The sequence below is a fragment of the Peribacillus sp. NPDC060253 genome (genome assembly GCF_042727425.1).
Taxonomy (GTDB): domain Bacteria; phylum Bacillota; class Bacilli; order Bacillales; family DSM-1321; genus Peribacillus.
The window spans coordinates 20,740-33,028 of sequence record NZ_JBHXAS010000055.1 but is presented as its reverse complement, the minus strand read 5'-3'; the positions used below and the strand labels follow the sequence as shown (position 1 = coordinate 33,028).

Sequence of the window (12,289 nt, the reverse complement as noted above, 5' to 3'; positions counted from 1 at the left end):
GTTATTATATATTTTTTTCCTTTACACACAATCAAACAGGCCGAAAGTAGGAATTAAAATGGAATATTTCAATATAACAAACCAACATTTATTAATAGAAGTTCTGCAAAGCTGGAATGGGTTATCCTTGGAAAAACTTTTTAGGGAGCGGTGGAAAGCCCCTAAGAAGTTGGTGCATGAGTGGAGAATGAGTAAAGAATTGATGTTGAACGGCAATTCCGTCCCATGGTCAACTGTCCTTACTGAAGGAGATACGATCAGCATCCCCTTACTTGATGATGCTGAAAAAGAAAACGTTAAAGCTGCAGACTTAGGAATTTCCATCTTATATGAAGATGATGTGTTGTTGGTAGCCAATAAACCGGCAGGAATGGATACGCACCCTTCACAACCCGGTGACGCACATTCCCTTATCAATGGAGTGGCATACCATCTTCAACACACCGGCCAGACTTGTATGATAAAGCATATTCATAGGCTGGATAAAGATACCACAGGTGCAGTCCTTTTTGCTAAAAACCGCCTCATTGGGTCCATTCTGGATAGAATGTTAGAGGAAAGGGAAATCAAACGGACATATCTTGCTTTAGTAGAAGGAATCATTAAAAACGATCAAGGCGAAATCAAAGAAAAAATAGGCCGTGACCGCCACCATGCTACAAGGCGGAGAGTTTCTCCTACAGGCCAGACAGCAGTCACCCATTATCGGGTTCTCAATCGTGATTCCAAGAAAAACTTGACATTCGTCGGCTGCACCTTGGAAAGTGGCCGAACCCACCAGATCCGGGTGCATTTCAGTCACTTGCAACACCCTTTGGCAGGAGATACCCTATATGGCGGAAGGCGGACATTTCCACGTCAAGCCCTGCATGCACGGAAAATCGAATTCACCCACCCCATTTCCGAACAAAAAATGACTATAGAAGCTCCATTTATCGATAGCCCTGAAATATTCAATGTTCACCTATTATAAAGTCATAAAAAAAAGAACACCGTTCCCTTACGGAGCGGTGTTCTTTTAATTTCTTCCTTATATATGAAATACAATTGTCCCCATATCTCGATTTCCTTTGGATTTCCTATCGGACGTTTTATCTCCACGAAGGTCGGATTTCACTCCAAATAGCATAAGGATATGAACAAAAAAAATAGCTGGCCTCTTCGGCCAGCTTTATTTTTGTAGTTATGATGCTTTTCTCATGCCTTTTAAGATAAGGCTTAAGATGAAGACAAATACGATTGCCCCAATCAATGCTGGAATAATAGCGAAATCCGCTACTGATGGTCCCCAGTTCCCAAGAATTAATGAACCTAACCATGCACCAACAAAACCTGCGATAATGTTACCGATAATTCCAAATGGTACATCACGCCCAACGATCATACCTGCTAACCAACCAATGATACCTCCGATAATTAATGACCATAAAAATCCCATAATATATTTCCTCCTTCAAATTTAGTTATAATTTTTTCACCTGCAACAGCAGACAACAAGAAATTTCATCACTTCCATCCAGTCATGCCTTTTCAGTTCTTTAACGTTAATTCAAATGGTATGATGCCGTTATCCAATTCAATGGGTAGAGTTAGCTAGCTATAGCCCCTGAGGAACTAATTGGACACTCCTCAATGTGTTAGTGTGTTTTTCTTTTTGTTTGCCGCTGTACTCATTATTTTCCCCGTTTTAATAATCTAAAACCTATTTTTTTTTATAAATATTTGACAGCAAAAAAAGGATTATTAGACATATGAAACGGGTATACCATATGCTTAACTTTGTCACATAGTTAGTATAAGCATTAACTGTCGCAAATATGTTCTTATAGGTAAAAGAAAAAGGATGCCCCTTGGGACACCCTTCCTAACTTATTTTTATATTCGTACAGGACGCACTTTTAGAACAAAAGTTCATCGGGATTGCTTCCGAAACGTTCATTTTTGTTCAAGGCATCTATTTGATTCATTTCATTTAGGCTCAAAGAAAAGTCAAAGACCTCTGCATTCTCCTCGATACGTGACGGCGTAATCGATTTAGGTATAACCACGATATCATGTTGCAGATGCCATCTAATTAATACTTGTGCGGAACTCTTCCCATGCTTCTTCGCTATATGATTAATCGTTGGTTCCTCCAGTAGGTTCCCCCTGCCTAGTGGACTCCATGCTTCTACCTTGATTTCATGTTTTGCACAGTATTCACGAATTTCCACTTGAGTCAAAAGTGGATGCAATTCGATTTGATTGACGACTGGTTTGACTTCACAGTTCGCAAGTAAATTTTCCAAATGATGAACATGGAAATTACTTACACCGATTGATTTCACTTTTCCATCCTTATAAAGCTTTTCTAACGCTTTCCAGGTTTCCAGGTATTTGTCTTTTCCTGGCCAGTGGATTAAGTATAAATCCAAATACTCCAAGCCAAGACGTTTTAAACTAGCATCAAATGCCTGTAGCGTCGATTCGTATCCTTGCTCTGTATTCCACACTTTAGAAGTAATGAACAATTCATCACGAGGGACTCCGCACTCAGAAATCGCCTGTCCTACTCCCTCTTCATTTTCATAAATGGCAGCTGTATCAATAGCGCGGTATCCTACTTCGATTGCTTTCTTGACAGATTCAACCGTTTCATTGCCGTTCTTCACTTTGAAAACACCGAAACCCAGCTGTGGCATTTGAACTCCGTTATGTAAAGTGATCGTTTCCCCAATATTTGAAATCATTGTCATTCCCCCTTACTTTTATTTACCAATTATACATCTCCCCTCCTTCTATTTCTAACCATAAGCCTCGGAATATTGAGGGGCACTAAACTGAAAATAATCCCGTTTTATCAGATTTCCCTCCCTTAAATTCTTCACCAAATTAATTAATTTGTAAAAAAATGACGAAACATCTATCCTTATTGATATGAAATTCGTTACAATTATATAGTCCGTTTTAAAACAAGGAAAAAAAGAAGGTGCCATCTTTAAAGAATAATCAAACATAAAACTCCCATTCTAAATGGTGAGGAGTTGCAAAACTGCCCAACGCCCATTCAATGGTCACAATCCAACTTTACTTTTTACATACTTGAAATTAAGGGAGTCTTCTATGTATGAACAGCATATTCATCTTAACCGCGCTAATTATTATTTTTGCTTTGGTCTTTGACTTTATCAATGGGTTCCATGATACGGCCAATGCCATAGCAACAGCCGTATCAACCAAGGCGCTTAAACCACGTCATGCAATCATCTTGGCTGCGGTCATGAATTTATTAGGAGCGCTGACATTTACCGGTGTAGCGCACACCATTACAAAGGATATCGTTGATCCTTTCACATTAACCAATGGAACTTATGTAATTATGGCTGCTCTGCTTTCAGCAATAACGTGGAATTTAGTCACCTGGTATTTTGGAATTCCAAGCAGTTCATCCCATGCAATCATTGGTTCGATAGCAGGAGCGGCCATTGTCGCTAGTGGATTTGATGCAATTAAATGGAGTGGATTCACTAAAATTATCCAAGCATTGATTCTATCTCCTATCCTTGCCTTTTCGCTTGGATTCATTGTATATAGTATCTTCAAGGTGATTTTCAAAAATAATAATTTAGGAAAGACCAACAAACGATTCAGGAGAATACAAATTCTCACGGCTGCCATCCAGTCCTATACACATGGTACGAATGATGCGCAAAAATCCATGGGTATCATCACTATGGCTTTAATCGCTAACGGATATGCCTCTAACTCCGAGGTACCTTTCTGGGTACAATTATCCTGTGCAATTGCCATGGCGCTTGGTACATCCATCGGTGGTTGGAAGATCATTAAAACCGTCGGTGGTAAAATCATGAAAATACGTCCCGTTAACGGGGTTGCTGCGGATGTGACTGGTGCAGCCATCATTTTCGGTGCTACCTTCCTGCATATGCCTGTCAGTACGACACATGTCATTTCTTCATCCATACTTGGTGTGGGTTCTGCACACCGGATTAAAGGGGTAAAATGGGGAACTGCTAAAAGCATGTTGATTACTTGGTTCATAACCTTGCCGATTTCCGCATCATTGGCAGGATTAATTTATTATTTAATTGCTTTATTTTTATAGCACCTTCAGCCTTTTCGTATCGGAAAGGCTTTTTTTTTTGCAAATTCTGCTTTGAAAGTGTAACTGTTTCCCATTTTTTACTTATCCTTGTTTTGGTTTGTAAAGTTTTATTAAGATTTTGTAAATTTTCGTCGAAAAACCTTCCCTGTTCCTACATGAATTCGTTACAATCAATTTGTTAATACTAAGCGTACGACTAAAGTGCGTAAATTTGCATGACTAATTGGGAGGCTTTAACATGGCTTTTAAATCAAAAAAAGACAAATTCGCAGTAATGCTTTTCAACATCGCTCAAAATCTTAAAGAGGGTGCTGACTATTTCGCGGATTATAAATTGAAAAACATCTCCGATCTTAAGGTATTTTCAGATACCATGAAAGATTATGAGCATAAAGGCGATTCAATGGTTCATAACGTGATTAAAGAGCTGAACAATGCCTTCATCACTCCTATCGAACGCGAGGATATCCTTGAATTAACCATGAGAATGGATGATGTCATTGACGGTTTAGAACACTGTGCCGCATTATTCGAAATGTACTCCATTGTCAATGCAGATGAGTATATGCTTAAGTTTGTGGATGCCATCAAAGAGTGTACGTATGAAATTGAAATAGCTGTCGATACACTATCCACAAAAAAATTACCAATGATTCGTGAAAATGCAATCAAAATTAAAGATCTTGAATCAGTTTGCGACGGAATTCAACGTCAATCGATCAAAAACTTATTTACTGTTGAAAAAGATCCAATCAGGATCATTCAATATAAAGAAATATATGAAAGCCTTGAAGAGATAGCCGATCACTGTCAAGCAGTGGCCAATACACTTGAAACAATCATAATGAAAAACGCCTAAGGAGTACCCCAATAAATGGATACTTTATTAATTTTAACAATATTAATCGTTTTCTTTGCTTTAGCATTTGACTTTATCAATGGTTTCCATGATACAGCCAATGCAATAGCGACTGCTGTTTCAACAAAGGCCATGAAGCCTCGTCATGCCATCATCATGGCTGCCATCATGAATTTCGTCGGAGCTATGACATTTACAGGCGTAGCGAAGACCATCACGAAGGATATAGTGGATCCGTTCACGCTTCCGAATGGTTCATATGTAATCTTGGCTGCTCTTCTTGCAGCGATCATATGGAACCTTCTTACCTGGTATTACGGAATCCCAAGCAGTTCCTCCCACGCATTGATCGGTTCGATTGCAGGTGCCGCTATCGCTGCAGCAGGCTTCGCCGGCATTAAATGGGAAGGTTTCATGAAAATTCTTCAAGCTTTGATTTTCTCCCCGCTAATTGCGTTTGCAATCGGGTTTATCGTTTACAGCATCTTTAAAGTAGTCTTTAAAAACAATAACTTGACTAAAACAAACCAGAAATTCCGTACGATACAGATTGCTACAGCAGCACTTCAATCGTATACCCACGGAACGAATGACGCTCAAAAAGCGATGGGTATCATCACGATGGCACTTATTGCAAATGGTTATGCATCAAATTCCGATATCCCCTTCTGGGTTCAATTTTCCTGTGCAGTAGCAATGGGACTTGGAACTTCCGTAGGTGGATGGAAAATCATTAAAACCGTTGGCGGCAAAATCATGAAGATCCGTCCGGTCAATGGTGTTGCAGCGGATTTAACTGGCGCCTTCATCATCTTCGGCGCGACCGTAATACACATGCCAGTCAGTACAACCCATGTCATTTCTTCTTCAATCCTAGGAGTTGGATCGGCCCATCGTGTCAAGGGCGTAAAATGGGGAACGGCAAAAAGAATGATCATCACTTGGTTCATTACCATTCCGATTTCGGCAACATTAGCAGGTTTGATTTATCTTTTGATTAATTTAATATTCTAAAATAAAAAATCCCTTCCTATTTCAATCGGACGGGATTTTCTGTTTTAACAATGGATTTATCTATGCTTATTCAAAGAAAATCGTTTAAAATTCAAGGAGAAGGAATTTTTTTAGCGAGGGGTAAAATGAATATGAAGGAATTCGAAAAAAATAGAGATATTTTTAAAGACCTTTATGGAGATATGATGGAGTTTGCCGATAGAATCAGTTCTGTTTTAGGTTGCCCCATTACAATCGAGGACGGTAACCATCGCTTACTTGCTTATAGCACACACGATGATACTACGGATCAGGCTCGTATCATGACCATTATCGGAAGACGTGTCCCTGAAAAGGTCATCAACAGTTTATGGAAAGATGGCTTCATCCCCGCTTTATTGAAAGAAGATGCCCCCATTAAAATCGGGGCCATCAATGATGTCGGTCTCGGTAACAGGGCTGCGGTTTCCATTCGAAAAAATAATGAAGTCCTTGGATTCATTTGGGCTTTGGAAGTAAATGAACCTTTCTCCGAAGAAGATATGAAATTTTTGCAATTCGCTGCCAAGGAGGCCAAAAATCAGTTGCAGCAATTGCAATTGAAAAAGCAAAGGAAAGAAGCAGGTCATCAAGAGTTCCTTTGGCGTATGTTGACCGGTCACTACCAAGAGGAATCTGAAATAATTGAAAATTTCACGAAATTCTCCATCCATGTTCCCGTGGTTTTTTCTATATTGGTATTCGAATTTCCTAAAGAAATCAATCGCGAAGTGGAGCGCTATATTTCATATATGTTAACGACTACTCAAAAGATAAACAGTTCTTTATTTGCCATTGACCATAATAAGCTCATTCTTTTCGCAGGAGCCAATCAGGAAAACAGCCCTTCTTTCACTTCATCGATTTATGATTTCATCCCCTTCTTCATCCTGGAGATGAAACGGCGTTTCGGTGTTGAGCATATCCTTGGAACGGCTGGCAATATGTATAAAAACTTACTAGATGTTAAATCAAGCTACGAAGAAGCCCAATACACCCTAAAAATGAAAAATATTTTCCCTGATGACATGAAACTCATTTTACATTATGAAGAACTTGGCATGTTTCAAATGATTGAAGCACTCGCAAGCAACAAACAACGCCGAGTTCATCCTTCCATCCTTAAGCTAAAAGCATACGACATGAAAAACCAAACAGAATTGCTGCAAACACTCACTGTTTATCTAGAAAAAGATTGCAACCCAAATGAAGCTTCAAGAAATCTTCATATCCATGTGAATACATTGAATTACCGTTTAAAAAGGATCTCAGAAGTGGGAAATATCCGGTTAAAGGACCCGATTCAAAAAATATCCCTCTTTCTTAATATTAAACTGAATCAATATGATGAATTTTCCAAGAAAAATTAATGATTTATTTCCTGGGATGGAATACTAGGTGTGTGGAAAGGTTGATCAAATGATACTTGAAACTAAAGAAGAACTTGAGAAGGAATTAAAAATCATCGAAAAATGGGAGAAGGATCAGAAAGGGCTATGGTTTTGGGAACGAATTGGGCGACTCCCCTTTAAGCTATTGGACAAGTTGACACCGGACTTCGTTCAGAAAAAATTGGGTGTCATGCTAGATGAATTAGGCAGCTATATTCAGACGGGCGGAAAATATTTAACGAAAGAAGCCCATATTCTAAGTCTGCTGGAGGCCAAGAATCCCGAGTTCAATATTACAAGCTTAGAAGATGTTTCAAGTCTACCGCTCCAAATTATGGATAGCGTAAGTCAGGATATTAAAAATTCAGGCAGTAAGTTGGCTACGGTTCAAGGTGCCACTACCGGTATAGGCGGAATTTTCACCTTAGCCATCGACATCCCCCTTCTTCTCGGAATGTCGATCAAAACCCTTCAGGATATCGCCATCACGTATGGATTCGATCCCCGTGACCGCGAAGAGCGTATTTTCATCGTCAAATGTCTGCAATTCACCACATCGGATATTGTCGGAAAAAAAGCCCTATTAAATGAATTGTCGAAAATGAACCTGCCTGAGTCTGAATCAAAAAGGGAAATTGCATCCGAACTTCAAGGATGGCGAGAGGTCGTTTATACATACCGTGATCAGTTTGGCTGGAAAAAACTTTTGCAAATGGTGCCCGTTGCGGGAATGATTTTTGGCGCTATTACCAATCGTTCCATGATTGCCGATATGGCCGAAACGGGAATCATGCTTTATAAAAAAAGGCGGATTTTAGAACGCATTCATGAACCGAGTCCAAATAATTAAAAATCCAGTGTTATGATTTCTAACATTATTGATATGAATCCAGGTCATTATCCCTGCAAGTCTATGTTTATTGAAACTGCGTTTGTGGAATTCCACAAATACACCTTTTTCATTTTTCTGATTTCCACATACTAACTATTTCTTTTTCCAACTATACTTGTGATACAAATAGTAAAACATATTATTGGAGGGATTAAGATGAGAATAGGAATTCCAAAAGAGATTAAAAACAATGAAAACCGTGTAGCGATCACTCCAGCTGGGGTTGTAGCATTAGTCAATGCGGGACATGAAGTGTTAATCGAAATGAATGCAGGTCTAGGAAGCAGTTTTACAAATGAATCATATCAAGAGGCTGGTGCTGTTATAGTCGAGGACGCTGCTAGCGTTTGGTCAAGCACAGAAATGATCATGAAAGTAAAAGAACCTATCTCATCTGAATATAAATATTTCCGTAAAGATTTGATTCTTTTCACATATTTGCATCTTGCAGCTGAACCGGCTCTTGCACAGGCACTAAAAGAAAGCGGTGTCTTGGCCATTGCTTATGAAACAGTTGCAGTAAACCGTACACTTCCTTTATTGACACCAATGAGTGAAGTGGCAGGACGCATGGCTGCACAAATCGGTGCTCAGTTCCTTGAAAAAAATAACGGTGGTAAAGGAATTCTATTAAGCGGAGTTCCTGGAGTAAAACGTGGTAAAGTCGCTGTCGTCGGCGGAGGTATGGTCGGAACGAATGCAGCTAAAATCGCAATTGGATTAGGCGCAGATGTTACGATACTTGACTTAAGCCCTGACCGCCTTCGTCAACTTGATGATATTTTCGGAAATGAGCTGACTACACTCATTTCAAATCCTTATAATATCGCTGAAGCAGTCAAAGATGCTGATTTAGTGATCGGTGCTGTATTGATTCCAGGTGCTAAAGCTCCTAAGCTCGTTACTGAAGAAATGGTTAAATCAATGTCTCCAGGTTCAGTCATTGTCGATGTTGCAATCGACCAAGGCGGTATCTTTGAAACAGTTGACCACATAACAACACATGATAATCCTACTTATGTAAAACACGGAGTAGTGCATTACGCAGTGGCCAATATGCCAGGAGCAGTGCCTCAAACTTCTACAGTAGCCTTAACGAACGTAACAGTACCTTTCGCACTGCAAATCGCAAACAAAGGTGCCATTAAAGCAATCCTTGAAAACGATGCTCTTGCAAAAGGTGTCAATGTGGCGAACGGAGAAATCACATTCGAAGCAGTTGCAACAGACCTAGGTTACAACTACGTAAGTGTTGAAAATGCCTTAAATCCAAACAACATTAACGCTTAATAACAAAAAGACTTCAGACACACATCGTGTCTGAAGTCTTTTTTTGATTGGAAATCTCATGAATTTTTTGGTTGAAGGTCGGAATATCGGCTTGGAGGTCGAATTATCTCGCACATCAGTCGATTTGTCCGGATATAACACGAATTAAAGACGAAAATCATTTTAAGACGATTATATGTTTAAATTACATGATGCAATTGGCGTTTTTGACTTACCCCCTATAACACAATGTTATAGGGGGCAAGTCTGCCCTTTCACCAATTGATCGTCATTCATTGTTTGAAGTTATTACCCAAACATCAATTCTTTTAATCTATGAAAATTTTCCCGGGATTCATTATTCCTTTCGGGTCCAGTGCGTGTTTGATCGTTTTCATCACATCGTACGCTGCTCCATGCTCCCTTCGCTGATACTTCGATTTTCCAAGGCCGACCCCGTGTTCCCCTGTACATGTACCACCTTTCGTTAATGCATATTCAACGATTTCTTCATTTATCCTCTTCGCTTCTTTAACTTCTTCAGGGTTTTTCAGATCGATCATGAACAATACATGATAATTCCCATCACCTACATGCCCTACAATCGCTCCCTCCACTTTGGAGTGCTCGACTTTCTTCCTTGTTTCCAATATGGCATCCGACAATTCATGAAGTGGTACACTTACGTCGGTCACCATCAGCTTTTTACCCGGGGCACTGTGAATGAAAGCATATGCGAGATTATGGCGGGCCTCCCACAGAGCATTGCGTGCTTTTGAATCCGTTTCAAACTGGATATCCTCGCAGCCAAAATCACTCACGATTTCCTTAGCGAATTTGACGTCCTGCTCTAGTCCGGCGAAATTCCCATGAAACTCAAGGAATAAAGTAGGTTTGACATCATAGGATTTTTCCATGAATTGATTAACTTTTTTTATGGACTCGGCATCAACCAATTCAATTCGTGCAATTGGGATGCCAGCAAGCATGATACCATTGACCGCAGATACTGCCTGCTCGACTGTTGGGAAAGAGGCTCTCCCTGCCATTGTGACTTCAGGGATTCCATATACCTTTAAAGTCAGTTCAGTAAATACACCAAGCGTACCTTCCGAGCCGACAAACAAACCATTCAAATGAATGCCCGAAGATGATTTTGTCGCTAAACTTCCGGTATGGATCACTTCACCGTTCGCTAGAACCACTTCCAAATCCCTGACTTGATCGCGCATTATCCCATATTTGACCGAGGTCGTCCCACTTGCATTTGTAGCTGCCATCCCGCCCAAAGTCGCATCGGCCCCAGGATCCACGGAAAAGAACAGACCGTATTTTTTCAATTCTTTATTAAGGTGTGTCCTTGTCACACCTGGCTGTACCTTCACTAAAAAATCATGTTCCCTGATTTCCAAAACTTGATTCATCAAGGACAAATCCAGGGAAATCCCGCCTTTGACAGGAACGACATGCCCTTCTAAACTTGATCCCAACCCAAAAGGAATGACCGGTATTTCATATTCATTCGCATAACGCATGACTGCACTCACTTCTGTAGTATTTCTTGGGTATATGACCATATCTGGTAGGTGCGGTGTATGATACGATTCATCATGGCTGTGCTGCTCCAATAATGTTTCATTCACCGTTACTTGATCTTCCGTCAGTATCTTCCTTAATTCCTCTATATAACTATTCATTCTGCATCCCCCTCTTTTTTCACAAAACATTCTGATAATAGTTAGTAAAAAAGGAGACTGCCCACATGTAGGCAATCCATTCTTCTTTACTTACCGAACCCTTTCGTTTTATCCGTGCAGGCCTTCATTGCTTGTAAAATGCTGGACCTAAGCTGACTCTCTTCCAACGAAGCTACCGCAGATATCGTTGAACCACCCGGCGTACAAACATCATCCTTTAAGGCTGCTGGATGTCTTTCGGTTTCAAGCACCATTTTAGCCGCTCCCATAACAGCCTGCGCTGCCATTCTGTAAGCTTGCTTTCGTGGAATGCCATCACGGACCCCTCCATCAGCAAGCGCTTCGATGAACATGTATACATAAGCAGGTGACGAACCGCTTATAGCCGGTACAGCGTCCATCAAATCTTCTTGCAAGATTTCCGTTTTCCCGAAACTATTCAGCAGTGCCTTCACACCTGCTAGATCAGCATCTGTAATTTCATCGTTCAGGCTTATAGCCGTCATGCCTTCTCCGACAAGGGAAGGCGTGTTTGGCATCGTCCTGACAACCTTCCCTTTTTTTCCGATATTGTTCTCCACTTGAGATAAAGTGATCCCAGCCGCCATTGTAATGATTACTGTGTCTTCTTTCACATATTCCTTCACTTCTTCAAGCACTTGTTTATGCATGCCAGGTTGAATTCCTAGAAAGAGAAAATCGGCAAAACCGGCAACCTCTTTATTATCCAAAGAACCTTTAACCTTATATTTCGTGGTGATCTTAGTTTTAGTTTCCATACTTGCTGTACTGACCATGATTCCATCAGGTGAAATGACTTCTGCAAGCAACATGCCCTCAAGCATCGCCTCGCCCATTTTACCGCAACCTATAAACCCGATTTTTTTATTCATATCTAACACTTCCAATCATAAGTTCATCTATACTCCTTCTTATTATATCGAATTTGGTAAGTCGACACACGCTGAGAGATTCTTCAGGAAGGATTTAGTGAATTCTAATCGAATTAATAAAGATGATATGGGGGCAAATCTGCAACTTTCC

11 protein-coding genes are annotated in these 12,289 nt (G+C 40.2%); 7 read left to right on the top strand and 4 right to left on the bottom strand.

What is annotated here, in order from left to right; all coding sequences use genetic code 11:
• Positions 1 to 58: 58 nt before the first annotated feature.
• Positions 59 to 973, top strand: coding sequence for an RluA family pseudouridine synthase (locus ACFWE9_RS15275; RefSeq protein WP_377357517.1), 915 nt, complete (start codon positions 59 to 61; stop codon positions 971 to 973).
• 210 nt (positions 974 to 1,183) lie between these two features.
• Here ACFWE9_RS15275 and ACFWE9_RS15270 read toward each other — a convergent pair whose 3' ends face one another.
• On the bottom strand, positions 1,184 to 1,438 hold the full coding sequence (locus ACFWE9_RS15270) for a GlsB/YeaQ/YmgE family stress response membrane protein (protein ID WP_170946860.1): 255 nt from the start codon (positions 1,436 to 1,438) through the stop codon (positions 1,184 to 1,186).
• 460 nt (positions 1,439 to 1,898) lie between these two features.
• Positions 1,899 to 2,729, bottom strand: a complete 831-nt coding sequence (locus ACFWE9_RS15265; protein ID WP_377357515.1) for an aldo/keto reductase — start codon at positions 2,727 to 2,729, stop codon at positions 1,899 to 1,901.
• Positions 2,730 to 3,106: 377 nt separating this feature from the next.
• Here ACFWE9_RS15265 and ACFWE9_RS15260 point away from each other — a divergent pair, with 377 nt between their 5' ends.
• The 6 genes from ACFWE9_RS15260 to ald all read left to right on the top strand — a co-directional run bounded on the left by ACFWE9_RS15260 (position 3,107) and on the right by ald (position 9,569).
• A complete protein-coding gene (locus ACFWE9_RS15260; protein WP_377357514.1) occupies positions 3,107 to 4,105 on the top strand; it encodes an inorganic phosphate transporter in 999 nt (332 codons plus the stop codon).
• A gap of 238 nt (positions 4,106 to 4,343) precedes the next feature.
• Positions 4,344 to 4,964, top strand: coding sequence for a DUF47 domain-containing protein (locus ACFWE9_RS15255; RefSeq protein ID WP_053344716.1), 621 nt, complete (start codon positions 4,344 to 4,346; stop codon positions 4,962 to 4,964).
• A gap of 15 nt (positions 4,965 to 4,979) precedes the next feature.
• Complete coding sequence (locus ACFWE9_RS15250; protein WP_230157214.1) at positions 4,980 to 5,978, top strand: inorganic phosphate transporter; 999 nt, start codon at positions 4,980 to 4,982, stop codon at positions 5,976 to 5,978.
• Positions 5,979 to 6,109: 131 nt separating this feature from the next.
• The gene (locus ACFWE9_RS15245) at positions 6,110 to 7,366 is read left to right on the top strand and encodes a PucR family transcriptional regulator (protein ID WP_230157216.1); all 1,257 of its coding nucleotides are present in this window, start codon (positions 6,110 to 6,112) and stop codon (positions 7,364 to 7,366) included.
• A gap of 49 nt (positions 7,367 to 7,415) precedes the next feature.
• Positions 7,416 to 8,237 carry an EcsC family protein gene (locus ACFWE9_RS15240; RefSeq protein WP_230157420.1) on the top strand — a complete coding sequence of 274 codons (822 nt, stop codon included), beginning with the start codon at positions 7,416 to 7,418 and terminating at the stop codon, positions 8,235 to 8,237.
• Between the two features lie 198 nt (positions 8,238 to 8,435).
• Positions 8,436 to 9,569 (top strand): alanine dehydrogenase, encoded by a 1,134-nt coding sequence (gene ald / locus ACFWE9_RS15235; protein ID WP_061461855.1) that lies wholly within the window; start codon positions 8,436 to 8,438, stop codon positions 9,567 to 9,569.
• A gap of 308 nt (positions 9,570 to 9,877) precedes the next feature.
• Here ald and ACFWE9_RS15230 read toward each other — a convergent pair whose 3' ends face one another.
• Together ACFWE9_RS15230 and proC are read right to left on the bottom strand one after the other, a co-directional pair.
• Complete coding sequence (locus tag ACFWE9_RS15230; RefSeq protein WP_230157217.1) at positions 9,878 to 11,245, bottom strand: FAD-binding oxidoreductase; 1,368 nt, start codon at positions 11,243 to 11,245, stop codon at positions 9,878 to 9,880.
• Between the two features lie 86 nt (positions 11,246 to 11,331).
• Positions 11,332 to 12,138: a pyrroline-5-carboxylate reductase gene (proC, locus tag ACFWE9_RS15225; protein WP_377357510.1), complete on the bottom strand. Its 807-nt coding sequence runs from the start codon at positions 12,136 to 12,138 to the stop codon at positions 11,332 to 11,334.
• Between the last annotated feature and the right edge of the window lie 151 nt (positions 12,139 to 12,289).

Excerpts from the sequence above, each read along its gene's own strand:
- ACFWE9_RS15275 (WP_377357517.1), top strand. The coding sequence starts at position 59 with ATGGAATATTTCAATATAACAAACCAACATTTATTAATAGAAGTTCTG.
- ACFWE9_RS15270 (WP_170946860.1), bottom strand. The coding sequence starts at position 1,438 with ATGGGATTTTTATGGTCATTAATTATCGGAGGTATCATTGGTTGGTTA.
- ACFWE9_RS15265 (WP_377357515.1), bottom strand. The coding sequence starts at position 2,729 with ATGATTTCAAATATTGGGGAAACGATCACTTTACATAACGGAGTTCAA.
- ACFWE9_RS15260 (WP_377357514.1), top strand. The coding sequence starts at position 3,107 with ATGAACAGCATATTCATCTTAACCGCGCTAATTATTATTTTTGCTTTG.
- ACFWE9_RS15255 (WP_053344716.1), top strand. The coding sequence starts at position 4,344 with ATGGCTTTTAAATCAAAAAAAGACAAATTCGCAGTAATGCTTTTCAAC.
- ACFWE9_RS15250 (WP_230157214.1), top strand. The coding sequence starts at position 4,980 with ATGGATACTTTATTAATTTTAACAATATTAATCGTTTTCTTTGCTTTA.
- ACFWE9_RS15245 (WP_230157216.1), top strand. The coding sequence starts at position 6,110 with ATGAAGGAATTCGAAAAAAATAGAGATATTTTTAAAGACCTTTATGGA.
- ACFWE9_RS15240 (WP_230157420.1), top strand. The coding sequence starts at position 7,416 with ATGATACTTGAAACTAAAGAAGAACTTGAGAAGGAATTAAAAATCATC.
- ald (WP_061461855.1), top strand. The coding sequence starts at position 8,436 with ATGAGAATAGGAATTCCAAAAGAGATTAAAAACAATGAAAACCGTGTA.
- ACFWE9_RS15230 (WP_230157217.1), bottom strand. The coding sequence starts at position 11,245 with ATGAATAGTTATATAGAGGAATTAAGGAAGATACTGACGGAAGATCAA.
- proC (WP_377357510.1), bottom strand. The coding sequence starts at position 12,138 with ATGAATAAAAAAATCGGGTTTATAGGTTGCGGTAAAATGGGCGAGGCG.